This window comes from Sulfitobacter sp. M85, from assembly GCF_029285915.1.
GTDB lineage: Bacteria > Pseudomonadota > Alphaproteobacteria > Rhodobacterales > Rhodobacteraceae > Sulfitobacter > Sulfitobacter faviae.
This window is the reverse complement of record NZ_JABECQ010000004.1, coordinates 323,235-348,431: the sequence shown is the minus strand read 5'-3', so window position 1 is coordinate 348,431 and position 25,197 is coordinate 323,235. Positions and strand designations below refer to the sequence as shown.

At 65.4% G+C, this 25,197-nt stretch carries 28 protein-coding genes; 16 read left to right on the top strand and 12 right to left on the bottom strand.

All coding sequences use genetic code 11. The features are described 5' to 3' along the window. The first annotated feature begins 177 nt into the window (after positions 1-177). From HKX24_RS10395 to HKX24_RS10370, 6 genes are all read left to right on the top strand, one after another. The gene (locus tag HKX24_RS10395) at positions 178-864 is read left to right on the top strand and encodes a haloacid dehalogenase type II (RefSeq protein ID WP_271691871.1); all 687 of its coding nucleotides are present in this window, start codon (positions 178-180) and stop codon (positions 862-864) included. After that, on the top strand, positions 864-1,685 hold the full coding sequence (locus HKX24_RS10390) for an alpha/beta hydrolase (protein WP_271691872.1): 822 nt from the start codon (positions 864-866) through the stop codon (positions 1,683-1,685). Before HKX24_RS10395 ends, HKX24_RS10390 begins: the two co-directional genes overlap by 1 nt. Then, on the top strand, positions 1,682-2,653 hold the full coding sequence (locus tag HKX24_RS10385) for a threonine/serine dehydratase (RefSeq protein ID WP_271691873.1): 972 nt from the start codon (positions 1,682-1,684) through the stop codon (positions 2,651-2,653). Before HKX24_RS10390 ends, HKX24_RS10385 begins: the two co-directional genes overlap by 4 nt. Positions 2,654-2,823: 170 nt before the next feature. After that, positions 2,824-3,627, top strand: coding sequence for a 3-oxoadipate enol-lactonase (pcaD, locus tag HKX24_RS10380; RefSeq protein WP_271691874.1), 804 nt, complete (start codon positions 2,824-2,826; stop codon positions 3,625-3,627). Between the two features lie 120 nt (positions 3,628-3,747). Then, positions 3,748-4,968, top strand: coding sequence for a TCR/Tet family MFS transporter (locus HKX24_RS10375; protein ID WP_271691875.1), 1,221 nt, complete (start codon positions 3,748-3,750; stop codon positions 4,966-4,968). A gap of 72 nt (positions 4,969-5,040) precedes the next feature. Further along, the gene (locus HKX24_RS10370; protein WP_271691876.1) at positions 5,041-6,129 is read left to right on the top strand and encodes an alcohol dehydrogenase catalytic domain-containing protein; all 1,089 of its coding nucleotides are present in this window, start codon (positions 5,041-5,043) and stop codon (positions 6,127-6,129) included. 23 nt (positions 6,130-6,152) lie between these two features. On the opposite strand, the gene HKX24_RS10365 is transcribed toward HKX24_RS10370, so the two are convergent. The 4 genes from HKX24_RS10365 to HKX24_RS10350 form a co-directional block, all read right to left on the bottom strand. Further along, on the bottom strand, positions 6,153-7,424 hold the full coding sequence (locus HKX24_RS10365; RefSeq protein ID WP_271691877.1) for a glycerate kinase: 1,272 nt from the start codon (positions 7,422-7,424) through the stop codon (positions 6,153-6,155). A gap of 47 nt (positions 7,425-7,471) precedes the next feature. After that, positions 7,472-8,461, bottom strand: coding sequence for an ROK family protein (locus HKX24_RS10360; RefSeq protein ID WP_271691878.1), 990 nt, complete (start codon positions 8,459-8,461; stop codon positions 7,472-7,474). 120 nt (positions 8,462-8,581) lie between these two features. Continuing rightward, entirely contained in the window at positions 8,582-8,800 is a 219-nt protein-coding gene (locus HKX24_RS10355) for a hypothetical protein (protein ID WP_271691879.1), read from the bottom strand. A 109-nt stretch (positions 8,801-8,909) separates the two neighbouring features. Continuing rightward, on the bottom strand, positions 8,910-10,268 hold the full coding sequence (locus tag HKX24_RS10350; protein ID WP_271691880.1) for a formimidoylglutamate deiminase: 1,359 nt from the start codon (positions 10,266-10,268) through the stop codon (positions 8,910-8,912). An 85-nt stretch (positions 10,269-10,353) separates the two neighbouring features. On the opposite strand from HKX24_RS10350, the gene hutI reads away from it, so the two are divergent. Genes hutI through hutU form a run of 4 tightly spaced genes read left to right on the top strand, consistent with a single transcriptional unit; the run spans position 10,354 to position 15,573 of the window. Next, positions 10,354-11,562, top strand: a complete 1,209-nt coding sequence (gene hutI / locus HKX24_RS10345; protein WP_271691881.1) for an imidazolonepropionase — start codon at positions 10,354-10,356, stop codon at positions 11,560-11,562. Then, entirely contained in the window at positions 11,559-13,097 is a 1,539-nt protein-coding gene (hutH, locus tag HKX24_RS10340; RefSeq protein WP_271691882.1) for a histidine ammonia-lyase, read from the top strand. Before hutI ends, hutH begins: the two co-directional genes overlap by 4 nt. A gap of 11 nt (positions 13,098-13,108) precedes the next feature. Beyond that, positions 13,109-13,909, top strand: coding sequence for an N-formylglutamate deformylase (gene hutG, locus HKX24_RS10335; protein WP_271693843.1), 801 nt, complete (start codon positions 13,109-13,111; stop codon positions 13,907-13,909). Then, a complete protein-coding gene (gene hutU, locus HKX24_RS10330) occupies positions 13,906-15,573 on the top strand; it encodes a urocanate hydratase (protein ID WP_271691883.1) in 1,668 nt (555 codons plus the stop codon). Before hutG ends, hutU begins: the two co-directional genes overlap by 4 nt. Positions 15,574-15,610: 37 nt before the next feature. Here the strand turns inward: hutU and HKX24_RS10325 are convergent, their stop codons facing one another. Then, the gene (locus tag HKX24_RS10325; RefSeq protein WP_271691885.1) at positions 15,611-16,300 is read right to left on the bottom strand and encodes a UTRA domain-containing protein; all 690 of its coding nucleotides are present in this window, start codon (positions 16,298-16,300) and stop codon (positions 15,611-15,613) included. 182 nt (positions 16,301-16,482) lie between these two features. On the opposite strand from HKX24_RS10325, the gene HKX24_RS10320 reads away from it, so the two are divergent. Beyond that, on the top strand, positions 16,483-17,004 hold the full coding sequence (locus HKX24_RS10320) for a cell wall hydrolase (RefSeq protein ID WP_271691887.1): 522 nt from the start codon (positions 16,483-16,485) through the stop codon (positions 17,002-17,004). 3 nt (positions 17,005-17,007) lie between these two features. On the opposite strand, the gene HKX24_RS10315 is transcribed toward HKX24_RS10320, so the two are convergent. The 6 genes from HKX24_RS10315 to HKX24_RS10290 all read right to left on the bottom strand — a co-directional run bounded on the left by HKX24_RS10315 (position 17,008) and on the right by HKX24_RS10290 (position 19,382). Continuing rightward, entirely contained in the window at positions 17,008-17,436 is a 429-nt protein-coding gene (locus tag HKX24_RS10315) for a YqaA family protein (protein ID WP_271691888.1), read from the bottom strand. A gap of 96 nt (positions 17,437-17,532) precedes the next feature. After that, a complete protein-coding gene (locus HKX24_RS10310) occupies positions 17,533-17,697 on the bottom strand; it encodes a hemin uptake protein HemP (protein WP_082851946.1) in 165 nt (54 codons plus the stop codon). A 5-nt stretch (positions 17,698-17,702) separates the two neighbouring features. Further along, a complete protein-coding gene (locus HKX24_RS10305) occupies positions 17,703-17,879 on the bottom strand; it encodes a hypothetical protein (protein ID WP_271691889.1) in 177 nt (58 codons plus the stop codon). 161 nt (positions 17,880-18,040) lie between these two features. Then, the gene (locus HKX24_RS10300) at positions 18,041-18,358 is read right to left on the bottom strand and encodes an antibiotic biosynthesis monooxygenase (protein WP_271691890.1); all 318 of its coding nucleotides are present in this window, start codon (positions 18,356-18,358) and stop codon (positions 18,041-18,043) included. Positions 18,359-18,369: 11 nt separating this feature from the next. Further along, the gene (locus tag HKX24_RS10295) at positions 18,370-19,131 is read right to left on the bottom strand and encodes a ChaN family lipoprotein (protein WP_271691892.1); all 762 of its coding nucleotides are present in this window, start codon (positions 19,129-19,131) and stop codon (positions 18,370-18,372) included. Then, complete coding sequence (locus HKX24_RS10290; protein WP_209217383.1) at positions 19,128-19,382, bottom strand: hypothetical protein; 255 nt, start codon at positions 19,380-19,382, stop codon at positions 19,128-19,130. Before HKX24_RS10290 ends, HKX24_RS10295 begins: the two co-directional genes overlap by 4 nt. 431 nt (positions 19,383-19,813) lie before the next feature. Here HKX24_RS10290 and phnC point away from each other — a divergent pair, with 431 nt between their 5' ends. The 5 genes from phnC (at position 19,814) to HKX24_RS10265 (ending at position 24,429) form a co-directional block, all read left to right on the top strand. Then, positions 19,814-20,608, top strand: a complete 795-nt coding sequence (phnC, locus tag HKX24_RS10285) for a phosphonate ABC transporter ATP-binding protein (protein WP_067261353.1) — start codon at positions 19,814-19,816, stop codon at positions 20,606-20,608. A 45-nt stretch (positions 20,609-20,653) separates the two neighbouring features. After that, positions 20,654-21,562 carry a phosphonate ABC transporter substrate-binding protein gene (gene phnD, locus HKX24_RS10280; protein ID WP_271689405.1) on the top strand — a complete coding sequence of 303 codons (909 nt, stop codon included), beginning with the start codon at positions 20,654-20,656 and terminating at the stop codon, positions 21,560-21,562. 73 nt (positions 21,563-21,635) lie between these two features. Further along, entirely contained in the window at positions 21,636-22,514 is an 879-nt protein-coding gene (gene phnE / locus HKX24_RS10275) for a phosphonate ABC transporter, permease protein PhnE (protein WP_271691894.1), read from the top strand. 65 nt (positions 22,515-22,579) lie between these two features. After that, positions 22,580-23,815 (top strand): phosphonate ABC transporter, permease protein PhnE, encoded by a 1,236-nt coding sequence (phnE, locus tag HKX24_RS10270; protein ID WP_271693844.1) that lies wholly within the window; start codon positions 22,580-22,582, stop codon positions 23,813-23,815. Then, the gene (locus HKX24_RS10265) at positions 23,815-24,429 is read left to right on the top strand and encodes a chloramphenicol acetyltransferase (protein ID WP_271689403.1); all 615 of its coding nucleotides are present in this window, start codon (positions 23,815-23,817) and stop codon (positions 24,427-24,429) included. The genes phnE (HKX24_RS10270) and HKX24_RS10265 overlap by 1 nt, the downstream gene beginning before the upstream one ends. Here the strand turns inward: HKX24_RS10265 and phnF are convergent. Continuing rightward, positions 24,426-25,139 carry a phosphonate metabolism transcriptional regulator PhnF gene (gene phnF / locus HKX24_RS10260; RefSeq protein WP_271691895.1) on the bottom strand — a complete coding sequence of 238 codons (714 nt, stop codon included), beginning with the start codon at positions 25,137-25,139 and terminating at the stop codon, positions 24,426-24,428. The genes HKX24_RS10265 and phnF overlap by 4 nt on opposite strands. Positions 25,140-25,197: the final 58 nt, after the last annotated feature.

The window sequence follows — 25,197 nt, the reverse complement described above, 5'->3', positions numbered from 1 at the left end:
AGGGGAAAAAAGGGAAGGAGGCCGCGTATCTGCGCGGGTGCTCCAAATTCCGCGACAGCATGAAGATTGTGACCCCGAGAGTAAACCCCCCGTCCGGGTCGATCGCGGAATTCGCCCCTTTTCGCCGCCGCGCCTGCGTGCCACTCTGCCGCTACACGGAAAGGGAGAGCCTGTCAGATGCCCATCACGACCTGCGTTTTCGACGCCTATGGAACCCTCTTCGACGTGGCCGCCGCCGCCCGTGAGGCCGCAGCCGAACCCGCTTTCGCCGCCATCGCCGAGACTTGGCCGGAACTGGCAGAACACTGGCGTCTCAAGCAGTTGCAGTATTCATGGCTGCGGGCGGTAACCGGGGCGCATGACGATTTCTGGCAAGTCACCCAAGAGGGGCTGGATTGGACGCTGGAGAAGATGAACCTCGCCGATGACCCTGCCCTGCGCGCGCGCCTGCTGGCGCTTTACTGGGAGCTTCGCGCCTATGACGAGGTGCCCGCCATGCTGCGCGCGCTGAAAGACGGGGGCCTGAACACTGCGATCCTGTCCAACGGCGCCCCCGCGATGCTGGACGGGGCGGTGCAATCGGCGGGAATCGGTGAACTTTTGGATGTCTCGCTTTCGGTCGAAAGCGTCGGCGTCTTCAAACCGCATGCGTCGGTCTATGACCTTGTCGGGGCACACTTCGGCTGTGCCAAGGACGAGGTGCTGTTCGTGTCCTCCAACGGCTGGGACGCGGCAGCGGCGACGGGCTATGGGTTCACCACCGCATGGGTGAACCGGAACGGCGATCCGGTGGACCGGCTGCCGTGGAAACCCGCGCATCAGCTGCGCGAGCTGAGCGGTATCCCGGCGTTGGCGGGGCTGTAATGGCGCGTTTCACCACCTCCGACGGGCTGTCGCTGCATTACACGGATGAGGGCAGCGGTCTGCCGATCCTCTGTCTTGCCGGTCTCACCCGCACCGGCGCGGATTTCGACTATCTCGCCCCGCATCTGGCCGACCACCGGCTGATCCGCATGGACTACCGTGGCCGAGGCCGCTCGGACTTCGACAAGAACTGGCGCAACTATACGCTCTCTGTGGAATGCCGCGACGTGTTGGAACTGCTGGCGCATCTGGGGTTGGAACAGGTCGCCATCATCGGCACGTCGCGCGGCGGGCTCAACGCCATGGCGCTGGCGATGATCGCCCATGATCACCTTTTGGGCGTGGCGCTGAATGACGTGGGCCCCGAGCTTGACCCCAAGGGCGTCGAGTTCATCATGGGCTATCTCGGTCGCAACCCCGCCGCCAAAACCTATGAAGAAGCCGCCGCCGCCATGGCCCGCGCCTTCCCCGAGTTTCACGGCGTGCCCGAGAGCCGCTGGCTTGAGGAGGTCAAGCGTCACTACAGGGCGACCGACGATGGGCTGAAAATCACCTATGATCCGCATCTGCGCGATGCCGTGGCCGCCGCAGGCCAGCAGGCTGTTGACCTGTGGCCGTTCTTCGATGCGCTGCAAGGGTTGCCGCTGGTCACGATCCGCGGGGCCAATTCCACCTTGTTCAGCCGCGAGACACTGATGCAGATGCAGGCCCGCCGCCCCGATATGATCGTGGCCGAAGTGCCGGATCGCGGCCATGTGCCCTTTCTCGACGAACCCCAAGCGCTTGCCGCGCTGCACGAATGGATAGGACAAATCAAATGAACATCGACATGATCCGCGCCGCTGTCGACCGCGCCAAGGGCCATGTGCGGCGCACGCCGCTCTTGAACTCCCCCTTTCTGGACGAGATCGCGGGCCGCCGGGTCTGGGTCAAACCCGAGTGCTTGCAGCATACCGGCAGCTTCAAGTTCCGCGGCGCGTGGTCGGCCCTTTCGGCCCTGCCAAGCGCGCAGCGCGCTAAGGGCGTCATCGCCTATTCCAGCGGCAACCATGCCCAAGGCGTGGCACTGGCAGCCAAGATGCAAGGCGCGCCTGCCGTGATCGTCATGCCCGAGGACAGCCCGCGGCTGAAGATCGCCAACACCCGCGCCTATGGCGCCGAGGTGGTGCTCTACGACCGCGCGAACGAAAGCCGCGAGGAGATCGGCGCCGCGCTGGCCGAAGAACGCGGCCTTACGCTGATCAAGCCCTATGACGAGCCGCAGGTGATCGCGGGCCAAGGCACCACGGGGCTGGAAATCGCCCAGCAGGCCGCCGAGGCCGGGATCGAAGCGGCCGAGGTGATCGTCTGCTGCGGCGGCGGCGGGCTGACCTCCGGCATCGCGCTGGCGCTGGAGGCTGAGGCGCCGGGGTTCCGTGTGCGCCCGGCGGAACCGGAAGGCTTCGACGATGCCGCCCGCTCGCTGGTTTCCGGCCAGATCGAGCAGAACCCGAGCGCCTTGGGCTCGATCTGCGATGCCATCGTCACGCCTGCGCCGGGGGAGCTGACCTTCCCGATCATGCAGCGATTGGTGGGTCCGGGACTGGTGGTGAGCGACGAGGAGGCGTTGCAGGCTATGGGTCATGCCTTCAACCGGTTGAAACTCGTGGCCGAGCCGGGCGGTGCCGTGGCGCTTGCCGCGGCGTTGTTCCGGGGCGGGGAGATCGAGGGCGACGCTGTGATCGTCACCATCTCCGGCGGGAACGTTGATGCGGATATGTTTGCCCGCGCCTTACAGACACTGGGGTAACGATTAGGGCAGCGCCGACCCGCGGGGTGGTGCTGAAAGCGCCGCCCCAGGGGGGCGGGTCGGCGCTGCCCGGTGTGCCACCGGGCGGTACCTATTCGAACTGTCCCGTCTTTGACCTCCCGCGTTCGCACGATATGCTGCACCCTGAACGCCGCCCAAAGGAGACCCCCATGCAGATTTTCGACACCGGCGAGGTGCAACTGCACTACCGCGTCGACGGCCCCGAGGACGGCGCGCCCGTGGTCTTCGCCAACTCGCTCGGCACCGACATGCGCCTGTGGGACCCGATCCTGCCGCTGCTCGCGCCCGGCCTGCGCATCATCCGCTTCGACAAACGCGGCCACGGCCTGTCGTCCTGCCCGCCCGCGCCTTATTCTATGGGGTCGCTCATCACCGACACCGAACGCCTGCTCGACCACCTTCAGGTGCGCGACTGCGTCTTCATCGGCCTCTCGATCGGCGGCATGATCGCGCAGGGGCTGGCGGTCAAACGGCTCGACATGATCCGCGCGCTGGTGCTGAGCAACACCGCCACCAAAATCGGCAACCGCGACATCTGGGATGCGCGGATCGCGGAGGTCGAAAAGGGCGGCATCGAAAGCCTTGCCGATGCGGTGATGGAGCGTTGGTTTTCGACCGGGTTCCGCGCCACGCCGGAACTGGCGCTCTGGCGCAACATGCTGACGCGGCAGCCCGACGCGGGCTATGCGGGCTGTTCGGCGGCGATTTCGCACAGTGATTTCATGACCCCGACCTCCGGCCTACGCCTGCCCGCACTTGGCATCGCAGGGACGGAAGACGGCTCAACCCCGTCCGATCTGGTGCGCGAGTTGATGGACCTGATCCCTGCCTCGAAATTCAAATTGATCCGCCGCGCGGGCCATCTGCCCTGTGTCGAGCAACCGCAGGAATACGCCGAAACGCTGAACGATTTCCTCGCCAGTGTCGGACATATCCCGAAGGCGCAGGGCTGAGCGTGGCGGCAGGTGTCTCTGGCAGCGAGCGGGTCAAACGCCTGCAACGCGCGCCGCATTCGCGCCCTATCGTGACGTCGGCCCTTGCCTTTGGCCCCCGCGCGGACCACATCTGACCGAATGCCGCTGCCACTGATCTTTATCCTTGTGACGGTGATGATCGATGCCATGGGCGTCGGCCTGATCCTGCCCGTCATGCCTGACCTGATCCGCGAAGTTCGCGGCGGCGGGCTGAGCGATGCAGCCCTTTGGGGCGGGGTGCTGGCCACGGGCTTTGCCGCGATGCAATTCCTCTTCGGCCCGGTGCTGGGGGGGCTCTCCGACCGTTTTGGCCGCCGCCCGGTCCTGCTGCTGGCGCTGATCGTGATGACGGTGGACTATGGCGTGATGGCACTCGCGGGCAGCATTTGGCTGCTGCTGATCGGGCGGCTCGTGGGGGGCATCACGGCGGCAACCCATGCCACGGCCTCGGCCTATATGGCCGATATCTCTCCGGCGCAGGACCGCGCGGCGCGTTTCGGGCTGATCGGCGCGGCCTTTGGCGCGGGCTTTGTTCTGGGGCCGCTGATGGGCGGCGTCTTGGGCGAATATGGCACCCGCGCGCCCTTTTGGGCGGCAGCGGTACTGGCGGCGGGCAACGCGGCGCTCGGCTGGGCCGTGCTGCGCGAAACCCTGCCCCCGACGCAACGCCGCGCCTTCGACTGGCGGCGGGCCAATCCGCTGGGCGCCCTGCGCGCCCTTGGCCGCCTGCCCGAGGTTGGCAGGCTGCTCGCGGTCTATTTCATCTACCATGTGGGCTTTGCCGCCTATCCGGCGGTCTGGGCCTATTTCGGGGTCGAGCGTTTTGGCTGGTCGCCGACGATGATCGGCCTGTCTCTGGGCCTTTTCGGCGTGCTGATGGCGCTTGTCCAAGGCGCCTTGATCGGCCCCGTGATCCGCCGCCTGGGCGCGCGCGCCACGGTGATCTTGGGCCATGTCTTTGCCCTTGCCGCCTTTGCCGCGCTGACCGTGCTGACCTCGGGCACTTGGGCGCTGATCATGACCCCGCTCGCCGCGCTGGCCGGGGTGATCCCGCCCGCGCTTCAAGGCATCATGTCGGCCCGCGTCAGCGCCGATGCCCAAGGGGAACTGCACGGCGCGCTCAGTTCCTCCACCGCGCTGGCGATGATCCTCTCACCGCTGACGATGACGGCGGTCTTTGCCTATTTCACCGCGCCGGAAGCTGCGCTTTACCTGCCCGGCGCGCCCTTCCTACTGGCGCTCTTGCTGACCCTTGGCGGCTTGGCGATCTTTGCCAGCCGCCCTACCCCCACGTCACAAGGTGAAACTTCGCCGCAGTAGGCCCATTCCCCGTCTTGCACCAACGGCCCATCCGCGTCAGGCTGGCGAAAATTGAAAGAAAGGGACAGGCCATTGCAAACCATCAAAGCCGCCGTCTGCCATGCCTTTGACACACCGCTGAGCGTCGAAGACATCCGCATCAAGGCACCCCAATCGGGCGAGGTCGAGGTGACCTTGGATGCCGTGGCGATCTGCCATTCCGACATTCTGTTTGCCGAAGGCAGCTGGGGCGGCACCCTGCCCGCCGTCTATGGGCATGAGGCCGCAGGCCGGGTCAGCGCGGTGGGGCCGAATGTGCAGGGTCTGGCCGAGGGCGACAGCGTGGTGGTCACCCTGATCCGCGCCTGTGGCAGCTGCCCCAACTGCGCCTCGGGTCAGCCGACGATCTGCGAAACCCCGCAAGCGCCCGAAGGGCCGCTGCAAACGGCGGAGGGCGCACCGCTCGTTCAGGCGATGAACACCGGCGGTTTCGCCGAGATGGTCGTCGTCGACCGGTCGCAGGTCGTGAAAATCTCGCATGACATTCCCAAAGACGCCGCCTGCCTGATCGCCTGCGGCGTGATCACCGGCGTCGGCGCCGTGGTCAACGCGGCGGGCCTGCGGGCGGGACAAGACGTGGTGGTCATCGGTGCGGGAGGGGTCGGCCTCAACGCCATCCAAGGCGCGCGCATCGCAGGCGCACGGCGAATCGTGGCGGTCGACATGACCGAAGACAAACTCGCCATCGCCCGCGAATTCGGCGCGACCGACACTGTGCTCGCAACCGAGGCGAAGCCGTGGCGCGCGGCCTTCAAGGCCATGGGGCGCGGGGCGGATGCCGTGATCGTCACCGTGGGCGCGATCCCCGCCTATGAAACCGCGCCGCGCTACCTTGCCGCCGGAGGCCGGGTGATCATGGTCGGCATGCCCCACAGCGGGGCCGAGGCCAGCTATGAACCGGTGGTCCTCGCCGCCCTAGGGCAAGGCATGGTCGGCTCCAAAATGGGCGATGTGGTGATCCAGCGCGACATTCCGTGGATGGTCGACCTCTATCTTCAGGGCCGCCTGCAACTCGACAGCCTAATCTCTGGCCGCTGGCGGCTGGATCAGATCAACGAGGCGATTGCCGACACCAAGACCGGGGCCGCGCGGCGCAATGTGATCGTCTTCGACCGGTCCTAAATCGGCCCCGAGGCGGGCGGACGCTACGGCAGATCGCCGATCAGAAGGGCGCGAAAATCATTCACATTGGTCCCGGTGGGGCCGGTGTGAAACAGTGCATCTATCGCCTCGAAGGCCCCGAAAGCATCGTTGCGCTGCAAAGCGCCGCGCGGGTCCACCCCCGCCGCGCGCATGGCAGCCGCTGTGCCTGCCTCCACGAAAGCGCCCGCGTTATCCTCTGACCCGTCGATACCATCGGTATCCGCGGCCAAGGCCGTGATCCCCTCCTGCCCTTCGAGCGCCAGCGCGAGGGACAGCGCAAACTCACTATTCCGCCCGCCGCGCCCTTTGTGGCGCAGGGTCACCGTCGTCTCACCACCCGAGAGCAGCACCAGCGGCGCGGGATGCGGAAAGCCGCTCTCTTGCGCCTGCCGCGCGAGAGCCGCATGCACCAGCGCCACCTCCCGTGCCTCGCCCTCGATCGCGTCCGACAGGATCCACGCGTTCACCCCCCGCGCCTGCGCGGCTTTGGCCGCGGCGGCAAGCGACAGACCGGCAGAGGCGATGACATGGGTCTGCGTCGTGCTCGGCGCGTCCTGCTGAGGCTGCGTTGCCGCCTTTTCCAGAAACGCCATGCAGCGCCCCGGCAGTTCCAACCCCCGCGCGGCCACCTCTTCCAAAACCGCCGCCGCAGTACGCCGCCCCGGCACCGTGGGGCCAGAGGCCACGGCCCCCGGATCATCCCCCGGCACATCCGAGACGACAAAGCTCACCACCCGCGCGGGATGGGCCAGTTCCGCCAGACGTCCGCCGTTGACCGTGCTGAACTGCTTGCGGATGTCGTTCATGACCGAAATCGGCGCGCCCGAGGCCAAGAGCGCCGAATTCAACGCCTGCAAATCCTCCAACGTCAGCCCCTCGGGCGGGGCGGGCAAAAGCGATGAGCCGCCGCCGCAGACCAGCGCGATCACCTGATCCTCTGGCCCCAGACCTTGCACCGCTTCCTGCAAGGCGTGGGCAGCCTCGATCCCGGCCTGATCGGGCACGGGATGGGCAGCCTCCAGCACCTTGATCCGCTTGCATGGCGCGCCATAGCCGTAACGGGTGACCACGATACCGTCATAGGGATGCGGCCAGATGGCCTCGAACGCCTGCGCCAACTGCGCGGCCCCCTTGCCCGCACCGATCACCACCGTGCGCCCTTTGGGCGGCGGCGGCAGCTGGTCTTTCAGGATCAAATGCGGATCGGCGGCGGCGACGGCGGTGTCGAACAGTTCGGCCAAGAACTGGCGTTTCGGGTCATTGAGGTTGGACATAGGGCACTCCGACTGCTGCGGCAATCATGGCGGCCCGTTGCCTGCTGTCAATCCGGCAGGGGGTGTTCGTGCTGGACAAACAGGCAGTTGCGCGCGCCGAGCAGGCCAAAGTCGGGGTCGCTGCACAGGCCCAAGGGCATTGCCGCGCGCCATTTGCTGTGCCGCCCCCCTGCGTTGAAGGCGGCGCGGAAGTCGTCATCCAGCATCCACGGGTTCTGCTGCGCCACGCCCCCCGTGATGAAGACCCCGCCGCGCGCGCCCATGACCAAGCCCAGATCCCCCGCGACCCCGCCAAGATACTGCACCATCAAAGCAACTGCGCGACAGGCACTCGCGTCCTCCCCAGCCCTAGCCGCCGCGAAAATCGCCGCCGCCCCCTCCGAATGCGCCGCCTCGCCCCGTGCGGAGGCGATGGCACGATACCAATAGGGCATACCGGTGCCCGACAGGATCGCCTCGGCCTCGACCGCCAGCGCTTCGCCCATCTGCACCTCGGGCCAAAGCGCGATCAGGGCTTCGAAATAGGCCACTTCCTCGGCGCTATGGGGGGTGAGCCGCAGATGCCCTCCTTCGCCCGGCACCGCCGTGGGCCGCGCGCCCTGCCAGACCAGAGACCCAACGCCGAGGCCCGTCCCCGGGCCGATGATCACCCGCGCCCCCGGTCGCGGGTCGGGCCCGCCCTGAAGATAGGTCACATTGTCTGCATCCAGCGTGGCCAAGGACCAAGCCGCCGCCTCGAAATCATTGAGCAACAGCACCTTGGCGGGGTCCAAACCGCAGGCCCGTGCCAGATCATCCCGCGAGATGCTGCGCGCCGCATTGGTCATCCGCACCTGCCCGTCGACAACCACCCCGGCCACCGCCATGGCGACCCCTTCGGGCGGGCGGCCCATCTCGGCACAAAGCGTCGCGCAGGCATCAGGCAAAGTGGTCAGCCCGTCAGTGGGATGGCTGCGGCGTTCTACCACCGCCCCCGCCGGCTCTACCGCTGCGAGGCGCAGATTGGTGCCGCCGATGTCCCCTACCAAATACCACATGTGCCTGCCCCGCTGCCCTCGATACCGATGCAAGATGGCCCGCCTGCGCGGCCAAGGTCAAACAACAAAACCCGAAAGCCGAGGCTTCCGGGTTTCGCATTTGGGTGCTGTCCGTTTGGATCAATCAGGGGCGATCGGCACGGATGCTTCATTGTCGCCCTCAATGACGTTTTCCTCGTCGACGATCACTTCCTCTTCCGTCTCGGGCGCGGTGGCGACTTCCTCGCCCGTCCAATAGACGATGATCCCGACGCCAAAGATTACCACAAGCGCCATGCCGATCAGGGGCCATTTGTGACGGCTTTCCTGTTTTTTGAGGTTCGTGTCTGGTGGACTCATGATCCGCTCCCTTTCACTGTCTTCGGGCTGTGCCGCGCAGCACTTCGCGCGGTCCTCGTTACCGGGCCAACCCGGCAGGCCGCGCCAAAGTTCCCGAAAAGGGAAGGTTTCACAAAAGCGCCATCACCTCTGCCATGGCGCGACGGTAACCCGCCACGATCCGATCCCGCTGCCGGTGCCGCCCGCCCGTCACCGCATGGCGGCCCGCCGACCACAGATCGGTCACCACCCGATCCTTGGCGGCAAAGGCCAGACCGTCGAGCAATTGGTCAGGCCGCAGCGCGCAGAGCGCCGGGTCTTGGCTGTCGATCGCCACAAGATCGGCCCACTCGCCCACGGCAATCTCGCCCCGACCCCGGCCAAGCGCCTGCGCCCCGCCACGCGCCGCGCCCGTGTAAAGCGCCGCCCCGACCGAACCTTCCCCCGCCACCATCACATTGCGCGCCAAATCCCGCAGACGCTGTGAATATTCCAGCGTGCGCAATTCCTCGGTCAGCGAAATCAACACATTGGAATCAGACCCGATGCCAAACCGCCCCCCGGCGGCAAGGTAGCCCGGCCCGTTGAACGGCCCATCGCCCAAATTGGCCTCCGTCACCGGGCAAAGCCCTGCCACCGCGCCGCTGCGGGCCATGGCAGCGGTCTCACCTTCCGTCATATGGGTGGCGTGGATCAGGCACCAATTCTCGGCCACCTCGGCATTGGCCAGCAACCACTCGACCGGGCGTGCGCCAAGCCAAGCGGAGACATCCGCGACCTCTTTGGGCTGTTCGGCGAGGTGGATATGGACCGGCACATCGGGATGGTCGGCCAGCACCTCGGCCAATTCCGCCGGTGCGGTGGCGCGCAGCGAATGGGGCGCGATGCCGACGCGGCAATCGGGGGACAGGTCCCGCACCGCCCGCTGCGCCTGCTCAACCAGCGCGCCGAAGCGCGCCACCCCATTGCCAAAACGCGCCTGCCCCGCCTGCAAGGGCTGCTGCCCCGCCTCGCCATAGGTATAGAGCACCGGCAGATGGGTCAGCCCGATCCCCGTCTGTGCTGCCGCCGCCGCGATCCGGGCCGATAGCTCCCCCAGATTGTCATAGGGCGTGCCGTCGGGTTGGTGGTGGAGGTAGTGAAACTCTCCCACGCTGGCGAAACCGGCCTCTTGCATCTCTAGGAAGACGAAGGCCGCGATGGCTTCGATATGCGCGGGCGTCAGATGGGCGGTGAAGCGATACATCAAATCGCGCCATGTCCAGAAACTGTCCTTCCCGGCCAAGCGCGTCTCGGTCATCCCGGCCATGGCGCGTTGGAAGCTGTGGCAGTGCAGATTGGCCAGCGCGGGCAGCAGGGTGTCGACACGGGTGTCATCGGCCTTGGGTGCCTGCCCGGTCTCAACCTGCGTCACCCGCCCATCGGCAACCGTGATCCGAACGTCACGCGCCCATCCCTGCGGCAGTTTTGCATGTGTAGCGAAAATCATTTGACGGCCCTTTGCTTCTTTATGTATAGACATATAGCAAATAAAACCGATGTAGAAAAGCGAAACCTGAGGAGGAGGCGATAGGATGACAGCGCAGGATCGGGTCTTGGTCGACCTCACGGCGGCGACGATGGATGGCCCACAGCCCTATGGTTTGATCAAAGATGCGGCGATCGCGATTGCCGAGGGCCAGATCGCATGGGTCGGCCCGCGCGATGATCTGCCGCAAGGCTACCGCGACCTGCCCGCCGAATCGCTGGGTCAGCGCCTCGTCACCCCCGGGCTGATCGATTGCCACACCCATATCGTGCACGGCGGCGACCGCGCGCGAGAGTTCGAGATGCGGCTCGAGGGCGCCAGCTATGAGGAAATCGCCCGCGCCGGGGGCGGCATCGTCTCAACCGTCACCGCCACCCGCGCCGCCGATGAGGCAGAGTTGCTGGCCGATGCCCTGCGCCGCGTCGACGTGCTGATCGCCGAAGGGGTCACGGCCATCGAAGTCAAATCCGGCTACGGTCTGGATATCGAGACCGAGCTGCGCATGTTGCGCACCGCCCGCGCCATTGGCCAGCAGCGCCCGATCCGCGTCTCCACCACCTTCCTGGGCGCCCATGCGGTGCCTGCCGAATACACAGGCCGCGCGGATGCCTATATCGACGATGTTTGCCTCCCCGCCCTGCGTGCGGCTCATGCCGAAGGGCTGGTAGATGCGGTCGACGGGTTCTGCGAGGGCATCGCCTTTCAGCCCGCCCAAATCGCGCGGGTCTTTGACGTGGCGCGGGAATTGGGCCTGCCGGTGAAACTCCATGCCGAGCAATTGTCGAACTTGGGCGGCGCGCGGCTGGCGGCCTCCTATGGCGCGCTCTCGGCGGATCATATCGAATACCTTGATGAGAGCGGCGTGAGCGCGATGGCCGAAGCGGGCAGCGTGGCCGTTCTACTGCCCGGTGCCTTCTATACATTGCGCGAGACCCAAGCGCCGCCCATCGACCTGCTGCGCAAACACAGCGTGCCGATGGCGCTGGCGACGGATATCAACCCCGGGTCTTCGCCGCTCAACTCCCTCCTCTTGACGCTTAACATGGGCTGCACCCTGTTCCGCATAACGCCCGAAGAGGCGCTGCGCGGCGCCACGCAACATGCCGCCCGCGCGCTCGGGCTGGACGATTGCGGCATGATCCGCCGCGGCCTGCGCGCCGACCTCGCCGTTTGGGACATTAAACACCCGGCCGAACTTGCCTATCGCATCGGCTTCAACCCGCTTAATTCCCGCATTTTCGGAGGCCAATCGTGACCACCCTGACCCTCACCCCCGGCGCGGCCACGTTGGACGATCTGGCCCGCATCTACCGCGAAGAGGCATCTGTGCGGCTCGACCCCGCCTGCCGCCCCGCAATCGAAGACGCCCATGCCCGCATCGCTCGGGCCGTGGCGGGCGAAGATGCCGTTTACGGCGTGAACACCGGTTTCGGCAAGCTCGCCTCGGTCAAGATCGCGGCGGAGGATACGGCGGCGCTGCAACGCAACCTGATCCTGTCGCACTGCTGCGGTGTTGGCCCCGCGATCACGCGCGGCCATGCGCGGCTGCTGATGGCGCTGAAACTGCTGAGCCTCGGGCGCGGTGCCTCGGGCGTGCGGCTGGCGGTCGTGGACCTGATCGAAGCCATGCTTGAGCGGGGCGTGACCCCGGTGATCCCGGCGCAAGGCTCGGTCGGCGCCTCGGGCGATCTGGCCCCCTTAGCGCATATGGCCGCCGTGATGATGGGCCATGGCGAGGCGGAGTTGGAGGGCCGCGTCATGACGGGCGGCGCGGCGCTGACTGCTGCGGGTCTCACCCCGTTGGAGTTCGGCCCGAAGGAAGGGCTGGCGCTGATCAATGGCACACAATTCTCCACCGCTTTCGCGCTGGCGGGGCTCTTCGACGCATGGCAGGCCGCGAACTCGGCGCTGGTGATCTCAGCCCTGTCGACGGATGCGATCATGGGCTCCACCGCGCCGCTACAGCCCGAGATCCACGTCCTGCGCGGCCATCGCGGCCAGATCGAGGCGGGCGAGACCATGCGCGCCCTGCTCAATGGCTCAGAAATCCGGGAGAGCCATGTGGCGAATGATGCCCGCGTCCAAGACCCTTATTGCATCCGCTGCCAACCGCAGGTGACGGGGGCGGCGATGGACGTGCTGCGCATGGCCGCCGCCACGCTGGAGGTCGAAGCCAATGCCGCCACCGATAACCCGCTGGTGCTGACGGGGGCAGACCTCATCGTCTCGGGCGGGAATTTCCATGCCGAGCCGGTGGGTTTCGCCGCCGATATGATCGCCCTCGCCGTGGCCGAGATCGGCGCCATCGCGCAGCGCCGCGTGGCGCTGATCGTCGATCCGGTGCTCAGCTTCAACCTGCCGCCCTTCCTGACGCCGACCCCCGGCCTCAACAGCGGCTATATGATCGCCGAAGTCACAACCGCCGCGTTGATGAGCGAGAACAAGCACCTCGCCAACCCCTGCGTCACCGACAGCACGCCGACCTCGGCCAACCAAGAAGATCACGTCAGCATGGCCGCCCATGGCGCAAGGCGGCTGGGGCAGATGGTCGAGAACCTGAACCGCATCCTTGGGGTGGAACTGCTCTGCGCCGCGCAGGGCATCGACTTTCGCGCGCCGCTTGCCACCAGCGAGACGTTGCAGCGGGTGGTCGCGCGGGTCCGCGAAGAGGTCGCCACGCTGGAAGACGACCGCTACCTCGCCCCCGATCTGGAACGCGCGGCACGGATGGTAGCGCGCGGTGAGATCACCCGTGCCGCCGCCTGCGAGATGCCGGGGCTTTCCACATGACCCCCGCTGAGATCACACCCGTCGAGATCACCCGCGGCGACAGCCCCATCGTGCTCGGCCTGCCTCATACCGGGACTGACCTGCCCGAGGCCATCCGGCGCGACCTGAACCCGCGCGGGCGGGAATTGGCGGATACCGATTGGCATATCGACCGGCTCTACGACGGGCTGCTGCCCGGCGCGACCACGGTGCGCGCGACCTTCCACCGCTATGTGATCGACGCCAACCGCGACCCTTCGGGCGCATCGCTCTACCCCGGGCAGAACACCACTGGGCTGGTGCCGTTGACGGATTTCGACGGGCAGGACATCTGGACCACCCCGCCCGACGCAGCCGAGGTTGAGGCCCGCCGCGTGGCATACCACGCGCCCTATCATGCCGCGCTTGAGGCCGAACTGGCCCGCGTCCGCGACCTGCATGGGGTCGCGATCCTCTATGACTGCCACTCGATCCGCTCGCTGATCCCCTTCCTCTTTGACGGCCCGCTGCCCGATTTCAACATCGGCACGAACCTCGGCACCACCTCCGCGCCGGAGATCGAAGCCGCCGTCGCCGAGATCTGCGCCGCCGCACCCGGCTACACCGCCGTCAGCAACGGGCGCTTCAAAGGCGGCTGGACCACGCGCCACTATGGCCGCCCCGCCGAAGGGCTCCACGCGATCCAGATGGAACTGGCACAAAGCAGCTACCTCGGCGCCGAGGCGCCGCCTTGGCCCTATGACCCCGACAAGGCCGCGCGGCTGCGCGTGCATCTGACCGATATCCTGACAACTCTGGCCGCGATGGCCCCTACCCTGAAAGGCACAGCATGAGCGATCCGCGCAAGAACACCCGTGACGTCTATCCCGCCACCGGCACCGAGCTTTCTGCGAAAAGCTGGCTGACCGAAGCGCCGCTGCGGATGCTGATGAACAACCTGCACCCCGACGTGGCCGAGAACCCGCATGAGCTGGTCGTCTACGGCGGCATCGGGCGCGCGGCGCGGACGTGGGAGGACTATGACCAGATCGTCGCCTCCCTGCGCGCGCTGGAAGAGGACCAAACGCTGCTGGTGCAATCGGGCAAGCCCGTGGGGGTTTTCCAAACCCATAAGGACGCCCCGCGCGTGTTGATCGCCAACTCCAACCTCGTGCCGCATTGGGCCAATTGGGACCATTTCAACGAACTCGATAAGAAGGGTCTGGCGATGTACGGCCAGATGACCGCCGGATCGTGGATTTACATCGGCAGCCAGGGCATCGTGCAGGGCACCTATGAGACCTTTGTCGAAGCAGGCCGCCAGCATTATGACGGTGACCTCAAAGGCAAATGGATCCTCACCGGGGGCCTTGGCGGCATGGGCGGCGCGCAGCCTTTGGCGGCGGTCATGGCCGGTGCCTGTTGTCTGGCGGTGGAGTGCAATCCCGACAGCATCGATTTCCGCCTGCGCACCCGCTACGTCGATGAAAAGACCGACAGCCTTGATGAGGCGCTGGCGATGATCGACCGCTGGACTGCCGCGGGCGAAGCGAAGTCCGTGGCGCTTCTGGGCAATGCGGCAGATGTCTTTCCCGAACTGGTGAAACGCGGGGTCCGCCCCGATATCGTGACCGACCAGACCTCGGCCCATGACCCGGTGAACGGCTACCTGCCGCAGGGCTGGACGATGGGCGAATGGCGCGAGAAACGTGAGAGCGATCCCAAAGCGGTCGAAAAAGCCGCCCGCGCCTCGATGAAGGTGCAGGTGCAAGCGATGGTCGATTTCCACACCGCGGGCATCCCAACGGTCGACTATGGCAACAACATCCGCCAAATGGCGCTGGAGGAAGGGTTGCAGAACGCTTTCGACTTCCCCGGTTTCGTGCCCGCCTATATCCGCCCGCTGTTCTGCCGCGGCATCGGCCCCTTCCGCTGGGCGGCGCTGTCGGGCGATCCTGAAGACATCTACAAGACCGATGCCAAGGTGAAGGAGATCCTCTCCGAAGATACACACCTGCTCAACTGGCTCGACATGGCGCGGGAGCGTATTTCCTTCCAAGGTCTGCCTGCACGGATCTGCTGGGTGGGTCTGGGCGTGCGCCACAAGCTGGGGCTAGCCTTCAATGAAATGGTCCGTACTGGCGAGTTAAGCGCGCCGGTGGTCATTGGCCGCGACCACCTCGACAGCGGCTCCGTCGCCTCGCCCAACCGCGAGACGGAGGCGATGAAAGACGGCTCCGACGCCGTGTCGGATTGGCCGCTGCTGAACGCACTGCTCAACACCGCTTCGGGGGCCACATGGGTCTCGCTGCACCACGGCGGCGGGGTTGGCATGGGCTTCTCACAGCACTCCGGCATGGTGATCTGCTGTGACGGGTCCGAAGACGCCGACCGCCGGATCGAGCGGGTGCTCTGGAACGACCCGGCGACGGGCGTGATGCGCCATGCGGATGCGGGCTATGACGAAGCGCGCGATTGCGCCCGCGAACACGGGCTGAACCTGCCGGGTATCCTTTAAGCGCTGAGCGCCGCCGCCCACCCGCGGCGGCGGCAGTTTAATAGCGCGTGGTCAGGCGGTGGCCGGGACGGTAGGACAGCCGCACATAGGTCACCGCCTGCCCCTCCCACCACGTCGACCGCTCGACGGTAAAAACCGGATCGCCCAAGCCGCAGGCGAGGTATTCGCTCAGCCGCTGATCGGCCAGTCCGGCGGAGAGGCTGATCTCCACATCCGAAAAGGGAATGGCCGAGATCAGCCATTCGTTCGGTCCGACCTCGGTGAAACTCTCCTCCCGCGCCTGCGGCAGGGTGGCGAGGTTGATCCAACGGTCCTCAAATTGATAGGGGTCGCCATCGGCGTAATGCATGCAAACCAGATGCAATGCCTCGCTTCCCGCGTCCAGTTTGAGCCGGGCGCGCAGCCAGTCGGGCGCAGGCTCAACCGCGTGACTGACCCGCGAATACCGGTAGTCGGCGCCCTTTTCTTCGATCTCGGCCCGGACCAGCGGAATGTCGAAACGGGCCTGCCGCAGCGGGGCCATGCGCACCCGCGTCCCCGCCTTGCGCCGCCTTTCGATGAACCCCTCTTCGGCCAATTCGCGCATGGCGCGGTTGACCGTCGCCCGGGCGCAGCCATAGGTCTCGGCCAGATCGACCTCATTGGGCACAAGGCTGCCCAACGGCCACTCGCCCTTGGTGATCTTTGACAGGATGTCGGTTTTCACATCCCGGTAGGTGACTTTCATAGGGCGGCCTGCTGCGATCATGACTGTTTTACCAAGCATTACACTAGATCAATCCCCAGCCCAAGCGCCCCCCGCGCGCCCCGCCCGGAGGGATACCGCCGGAGCCGGGCGCGGGTCTTGCCTCTGCCCGCGTTTGCTGGAAAATTACCCGCCACCTGCCCCCTCAGCCAGAAAGGCCGCCCATGCGCGTTCAGCCCCCGAAAATCCGCACTGCCGCTTTAATCTTGGGCCTTGGCCTGCTCGCCGCCTGTGGTGGCAAACAGACCGAAGTCGTCGCGGTTCCGGCGGATGAGGTGGAGTGTATGGCCCGCGCGATGTATTTCGAATCCAACCGTTCCAGCCGCGACGGAATGGTGGCCGTGGGGACGGTGGTGCTGAACCGCGTCCACTCCGACGCCTTCCCTGACACGGTCTGCGGCGTGGTCGGTCAGCCCAATCAATTCGCCCCCGGCGTGATGACGAAACCGATGACCGACCGCGGCGCCCCGCTGGCCCGCGCCACGGCACTTGCCGTGCTTCAGGGGGAGCGGCATCCGAAAGTCACCCGCGCAAAATTCTTCCACGCGGCGTGGTACAATGCGAACTACAACAACATGCATTATGTGGTGACGGCGGGGGGCAATGCCTTTTACGAAAAGCGCCGCGCCCATCTTGTGACCGCGCCCAACCCGCTGCCGCCGCTCGAAGGGATCACCCCGCACTGAGGGTCACAAAACCCCGCGGGCGATCAGGATCAGCACGAGGTAACGCCCGCCCTTGGCCAGCGTGACGATCAGCAGAAACCGCCAAAGCGGTTCGCGCAACATGCCCGCGGCCAAGGTCAGCGGATCGCCGATGATCGGCACCCAACTGGCCAGCAGGCTCCAATAACCCCAACGGCGATACCAGCCAGAGGCGCGGGCCATCTGCTTGGCCGAAAAGGGAAACCAGCGGTGATCGGCAAAATGACTGAGGTAGCGCCCCAGCAGCCAATTGAGCAGCGATCCCAGCACATTGCCCAGCGTCGCCACCAGCCACAGAAGCGCCGAGGCATGAGCGCCCGACCACATCAGCCCCAAAAGCACCGCTTCGGATTGCGCGGGGATCAGGGTGGCCGCCAGCAGCGCCGCGAAGAACAGGCTCAGCAGGGCCAGCATGTCAGCGGCAAAAGTTGGCAAAGACGGCAGGGCATGGCGCGTCAGTAAAGACGCCGCGCCCACAGGGCAAGCCGCGCTTTGAAACAGCGCGCAGGCTTATTTGGTCAGGATCAACTTGCCCGCCCGCGTGATGCGCAGCGTATAGGTCTGGCCGTCCAAGACGATATTCGCGGTCGAGCCATTGGGCACCAATGCGCGGGCATCATGCACAGCCTCTTGGGCCGGTTGGGCGGCGGGCGATGGATCGGGCAGTTTTTGCATCAGGCTCATGCCATCTCTCCCATTTGGCGGGCGCGTTGCAGATCGATGAGATGCTCAAGGCCGAAGCCTTCGCAGGCTGCGGCATCACTGCTGCCGAGCGCGATATCGCGCCAGCTGTTGTTGGATGGGGTCTGTAGCCGGGCATGGCTCATTGGCTCGGGCGTGGTCACGGGTGTCCTCACGGGGCGGGCTCCTTTCCATTGACATCCGGGCTTCCGACGCGCGGTGGCTTGGACGGTTTCGGCGTAAAGTCGTTCATTCCCCCGGCAAAAAGACCGGGCTCCCTTAACGGCTACTTAATCCGATTATTTTAGTCAAGTATAGAAAAGCCGGCCCCCAAGCGTCATTCCGCGTCGATCTTCTGAATGGCGCTGAAGCCCTCGAACCGGGGCGAGCCTTCATGCAGCTTGCGGGTCTGCCCCGCCCGCGCATGGGCCGCGCGGAAGGCGTCGCTGGTGGTCCAAGCCCGGAAATGTGCTTCGCTTTGCCAAACGGTGTGAGAAGCATAGAGAATCGTCCCCTCCGCCTCCGGCCCTTTCAGCATGTGGAAGGACACGAAGCCCTCGCTCTCCTTCAGGTGGCTTTCACGGTTCAGCCATAGTTCTTCGAAAGCGGCGGCGTTTTCGGTCAATACGGTGAAACGGTTCATGGCAAGATACATGGGCCTGTCCTTTAGTTCTCGATCAGGGCGTTGCAGGGGGCGTCGCGCTCGGCGGGCGGGATGAGACGGGCCTCATCGAAAGGCACCGCGGTCTCGGCCTCTACAAAGCCGATGGCATGGGTCGTGACTTCGGGCGCGGCTTGGGCGATGAGGGCGGGAATGCCCCAATCGGTGCGGGCGTGGCCATTGCCGGTGATCACGGCCACCGGCGGGCCGTAGGCTTCGAGCGCGTTGAGCGCGGCGCGGGCGAAGGTGGCGTCGCGGTAGCGCTGCACGGCGACCATCCCGCCCATCATCTCGCGCGGCATGGCTTCGCAATGGGCGGCGAATTGCAACTCTACACGCCCGGCCTGCTGATCCTCCGGCAAGGGCTGGTCGAGGCCGAAGCGCGCCGCCTCAGGCCCGAAGAGCTCGGCTGCCCCCTCGCTGTACACGCGTTGCACAGCCTCACGCGGGGCGGCGGCGCCGATGATGCGGGCGTCTCCCAAAGCGTCAAAGATGGGGGCATAGATATCGAAGTGCTGCCACCCGCTCGCCGCCCAAGCCTGCGCAATCTGGCTGCGATCGGCGTCGGCCTTTGCCGACTCTTCGGCGGTGAGCATTTCGAACACCACAGCCGTAGGACGCAGCGCCTTTAGGGCAGCGGCCTGTTCGAGATGGGCATGGGGGTTGTCATGCACCTCGCCCAAGATCACGATCTCGGCGGGGGTGTCAGCGTTCGCGGGCAGCGCCAGCCAGAGCAGCATCGCGGCGCAAAGGCGCTTCGCGCTCACGATTTGCGCTCATCCGTGTCGGTTTTGATTTCGGGGTCGTTGTAATCGTTGGGGTCAAAGTCTTCGGGGTCGAACGGGTCTTCGTCTTCGGCGATGCCGCTGACATGGGTGGTGCCGCTTTCCTCGTCAAAGACCAGCCCGTAGTTCGCCTTGCCCTCGCTTTTGTAGCGCCGAAACTCGTGGATGCCGGCGTAGACGAAAACCAGCGTGATCGGCAGCAGAATCAGAAATGCGATAACTTGGGCGTCCATGAACGCGCTCCTTTGAATGCTTGTCGGGGGCCTGTCTCACCATAGGGGGCGCGGGTGGAGGACACTGCGCGCGCGGTGATCCGGCCAAAGATCTTAACGGTCGCTGCGCCAATTGCACGGCCTGACCAGATGCGGCCCTATCTGAACCGCCTTGTGAGAGAAAGCATTAATCCGCCCAGTTTGTTCCGCAAGCTCTATTTCGCAGGCCCTTATTTCATTGCATAAAACCGGCCCTTAGGCCCTCGCAGCCCCGCTCGTTTGCCCCATGCGCAGCACCGGCACCATCGCACAAGCGCCTATAAAACAAGCACAAACGCGCGGACTTAGGCAGCCGTTCCGCAAAAAGGGACGCGTTACAAAAGCTTCGTCAAACTTAAACATTCGTGACATTCACCGCTGCGATAGCTCGCCCCGCAAACCCCGGGGGACTTATGCTCGTCATTTCTGAACTGACCAAAACATTCGGCGCGAACACAGCGGTGGCCCGCGCCAACCTAGAGGTCGACAAGCCGCAGATGATCGGAATCATCGGGCGCTCCGGCGCGGGGAAATCCACCCTGCTGCGGATGCTCAACCGGCTGACCGATGCCTCCTCGGGGCAGATCCTGTTTCAGGGGCGCGATGTGACCGCCCTGCGCGGCGCGGCCCGGCGCGGCTGGCAGGCGGAATGCGCGATGATCTTTCAGCAGTTCAACCTCGTCCCACGGATGGATGTGGTATCGAACGTGCTGCATGGCACGCTCAACCGCCGCTCGACGCTGAGCAGCATCTTCAACCTCTACCCCGATGCCGACATCACCCGCGCCATCGAAATCCTCGACCGGCTGGGCATCGCGCAGCACGCGCCCAAACGGGCCGAGGCGCTTTCTGGCGGGCAGCAACAGCGCGTCGCCATCGCCCGCGCCCTGATGCAGGACCCGCAGATCATTCTGGCGGATGAACCCATCGCCAGCCTCGACCCGATGAACGCGCAGGTGGTGATGCAATCGCTGCGCCGCATTCACGAGGAAGATGGCCGCATGGTCATCGCCAACCTTCACACGCTGGATACCGCGCGCCGCTACTGCGACCGCGTGGTGGGGATGCGCGACGGCAAGATCGTCTTTGACGGCACGCCCGAGCAGCTGACCACCGGCATGGCCCGCGAAATCTACGGTGCGGACAGCAGCTTTTCCGAAGCCGCCACCTCAACCGAGATCGAAACGCTGGACAAAGTGCCAGCCTGACAAGACCCGCCCCAAAGGGCATTTTTTGCAAACGGAGACGACACAATGAAAAAGCTCATCGCCGCCGCCTTGGCAACCACGGCCCTCACCGGCACCGCCATGGCCCAAAGTGCCGAGATCGACGAATTCCGCATCGGCATCCTCGGCGGGGAAAACGCGCAGGACCGGATGAACTCCTACGAATGTCTGCGCGGCTACACCGAAGAGCGCCTTGGCGTTCCGGCCAAACTCTTTGCCCCGGCCGACTATAACGGCGTGATCCAAGGTCTGCTGGGCGGCACGCTCGACATGGCATGGCTGGGCGCTTCGGCCTATGCCGCCGTGCATCTGCAAGACCCCGAAGCGGTCGAGCCGGTGCTGGTCAAGATCAACCTCGACGGCTCCTACGGCTATCACTCCATCGGCTTTGCGCGCAAAGATGCGGGCATCGAGAGCCTCGAAGACATGCAGGGCAAGGTCTTTGGCTTTGGCGATCCGAACTCCACCTCGGGCTACCTGATCCCCTCCATCGAAATCCCCCAGACCACTGGTGCCACGATGGAATCCGGCGACTACTTCGGCGAAGTGAAATTCACCGGCGGCCATGAGCAGACCATCGTCGCGGTCAACAACGGTGACGTCGACGGCGGCGTGACATGGGCCGACGGTCAGGGCAACTGGGAAGACGGCTACAACTCCGGCGCGCTGCGCAAAGCCGTGGACGCGGGCCTCGTCGACATGAACGACCTGGTGGAAATCTGGCGCTCCAAGCCGATCCCCGAAGGCCCGGTCGTGCTGCGCAAGGCCCTGCCTGAAGAGGTCAAGGCGACGATGACCCAACTGGTGGATGAACTGCACGAGAAAGACGCCGATTGCGCCTACGGCGTGGCCGCGGGCGAGAGCCTTGGTTTCGATCCGATCGCGCATGACGCCTATGTCTCCATCGTCGAAGCGCGCAAGGCGAAATCCAACTGATCGCAGCGATTACAAGACATCTGGCAGGTCCCGACAACGATTGTCGGGGCCTGTCGTCATAGGGGGACGACAGATGCACCAGACCACCACCGCACCGCAGATCACGGCGGATTACCTTGCCCACACCCGACAAAAGCGGGTGATGAACATGATCCTGCTGGTCGTTTTCCTGGCCCTGCTGATCGGCGGTTTCGGCACCGCCAATGCCCGCAACGCAGGCGGGTTCTGGAACGGGCTGCCCAATATCTTTGACTTCCCCGCCGATGTACTGGGCGAGGCTTGGGAGCGCATCCATCTGCTGCCCGGCTATTTCGTGAAATACCTCCCCTCTCTGATCGAGACGGTGAACATCGCCGGGGCCGCCACGCTGATCGGCGCGCTGCTGGCTTTCTTCGCTGCCCTTCTGGCCACCCGCGGCCTTGCCCCCGCGCCGTGGCTCGTAGCGCCGCTGCGCCGCCTGCTGGACGTGCTGCGCGCGGTGCCTGAGATCGTCGTCGCGCTGGTGCTGATCTTCCTTCTGGGCGGCGGCCCGGTGCCCGCGATGATCGCCATCGCGCTGCATACCGTGGGCGCGCTCGGCAAACTTTTTTCCGAGGTGAATGAGAACGCCTCTCTTAAACCTGTCGACGGCCTTGCCTCCGTCGGCGCAGGCTGGCTGCAACGCATGGTGCTGGGCGTCGTGCCACAGGTCGCGCCCAACTACCTCTCCTACGCGCTGCTGCGGTTCGAGATCAATATCCGCGCCTCGGCCATCCTTGGCTTCGTCGGCGCAGGCGGCATCGGCTATGACCTGCGCAACACGATGTCTTGGGGCCAAGGCAAATTCGACGAGGCGGCGGCGATCTTTCTGCTGCTCTTCGGCACCATCATCATCGTCGACCAAGTCTCAAGCCATTTCCGCGATCGGCTGACCCATGGCCGCGCCTATAAGGACAAGGGAGCCATCCTGTGACCGACCTTACCGCTTCCACCCTCCCCGCTCAGCAGGTCGCCAGCCGTAGCTTCCGGCGCAAACGCATGGCGAGCCTTGCCGCCCCGGTGCTGATCCTTGCCTATCTCACTTACGTCTTCTTTGCCTTCGACGTGGCCGGGCTGGGTGACCGCATCAATGTGTCGAACATGAAGACGCTGGTGGCCGACAGCTATAGCTACAAAACCCATGTCGCCCGCGACAACCGCAACGGCGAGATGGAGATCGCCATCGAAGGGGAGCGCAAGGGCCGCTATGCACCCGGCACCGCCCCCGATTGGGTCACCTTGGGCGAGACTTCTATCGTCGAGCTGGGCAACGGGCACACCGTCGAACTGGGACCGGAAGTGCGCTATGACGTGCCGGGCTACGGGCTGATCACCGCCACACCGGGGCGCAGCGGCGTCAACGCCACCCTGCCCGATGGCCCCTTGCCCGCGTGGATCAACGCCTCGAAAAACCGTCTTGCCGTGACCACGGAGGCAGGCCGCCTGACGATCACCCGCAACCGCGCCGAGGTGTTCCGCTATTTCAACGGGTGGGAGCTGTTCTTCTTCACGCTCGACAGCCCCTACTACGGCATGTCCCCGCTTGAGCTGTTGCGCAGCGGTGAATACGGCGCGATCTGGCAGGACTTCTGGACCAACAAGATGTGGCGTCACGGCGATGTGGCTTGGGCGCTGGTCGAGACCGTTCTCATGGCCTTCCTCGGCACTTTTGGCGCGGCGATGATCGCCCTGCCGCTGGGGTTTCTTGCGGCCAAGAACTTCTCTCCGCTTGGCGCGCTGCGCTTTGCCGCGCGGCGGCTCTTTGACTTCCTGCGCGGGGTCGACGGGCTGATCTGGACCATCGTATTGTCCCGCGCTTTTGGCCCCGGCCCGCTGACCGGATCGCTGGCGATCTTGCTGACAGACACCGGCACCTTCGGCAAAATCTTCTCCGAGGCGCTTGAGAATGTGGATGACAAACAGATCGAAGGCATCGCCTCCACCGGGGCCGCCCCCGTGCAACGCTACCGCTTTGGCGTCATCCCGCAGATCACCCCGGTTCTGCTGAGCCAAGTGCTCTACTATCTGGAATCCAACACCCGGTCCGCCACCATCATCGGCGCGATCACCGGCGGCGGCATTGGCCTGCTGCTGACCCAAGCGATCATCACCCAAAAGGATTGGGAGGAGGTGAGCTATTACATCGTGCTGATCATTCTGATGGTCGTGGCGATGGACAGCTTCTCGGGCTGGCTGCGCCGCAAACTGATCGCGGGCAATGAGGCGGACCACTGATGGCGCGTCTCAAAGCGGATGCGCCCTTCCTTCACCCGGACTGCGAAGTGACTGACACGCAGTTCGGGCGCTATGTCGAGATCGGGCGCGCCACGCGCCTCGCCCATTCCGAGATCGGGGATTACTCCTATTGCGACCGCTGGTGCGACATCGCCAACACGCAAGTCGGCAAGTTCAGCAATATCGCCGCCAGTGTGCGTATCGGGGCTACCGATCACCCGATGGAAAAGGCCAGCCTGCACCACTTCCACTACCGCGCCGGGGACTACTTCGACGGGGCCGAGGATGACGCCGACTGGTTCGCCCTGCGCCGCAGCCGCCGCACGGTGATTGGCCATGACACATGGCTGGGCCACGGCGCGCAGGTCCGGCCCGAGGTAACCATCGGCCACGGCGCGGTGGTGGCAGGCGGGGCCATCGTCACCCGCGATGTCGCCCCCTATATGATCGTCGCCGGCATCCCCGCCAAACCGCTGCGCCGCCGCTTTTCCGAAAGCATCGCCGCGCGGATGGAGGAATTGGCGTGGTGGGATTGGCCGCATGATCGACTGCAAGCATCGCTCAAGGACTTCCAAACCCTGCCCGCCGAAGCGTTTCTTGAGAAATACGGCTAGTCGCCGGGGTTGAGCGTCAGCGTCACCCGGTCACCCGCGAACCACGTCACCCCGTATTCCACCGGCACGCCCTCGGGGTCCACATTGATCCCCGCCGAGCGCAGGATCGGCGCGCCTTCGGACAGCCGCAGATGCAGCGCCTGCGTGGCAGTGGCAAGCTTCGCCGTCAGCCGGGTCGAGGCGCGGATGTAATCCACCACCCCACCCTGCGCCAAGGCGGTGGTGACGGAACGGCTGGCCTCAAGCGCCGCCAACAGGGCAGGAAACCGCGCGGCGGGAAAGATGCTGCGGAAGATCGCGATGGGCTGCTCATCGGCCAGTGACAAACCCTCGTAGACATGCACCTGCGCCTCGCCCTCCAGCCCCAACTGCGCGGCCTCATGGGCCGAGGCGGCGCGGGTCTCCAAGGTCAAAACCTCCTTGGCTGGCACCCGCCCCGCCGCCGCGAGGTTCTGGTGAAAGCGCACCCGTTTGCCGATGGGATAGTCCGTGGGCCGCTGCGCCACGAAGACGCCCGCGCCCCGGCGGCTATAGGTCAGCCCGCTCTCGTTCATGTCGCTGATCGCGCGGCGCACCGTGTGGCGATTGACCCCAAAGCGCGCCGCCAACTGCGCCTCGGTCGGGAGCCGGTCACCGGGGGCGTATTTCCCCGCAGCGATATCGTGGGTCAGGGCGGCGGTGATGGTTTTCCAGATCGCAGTACGGGCCATGTCGCAGAAGTTTCACATATCCAAGCTTGCGCCAGCGGAAGGCCAGCGGCTAATACTT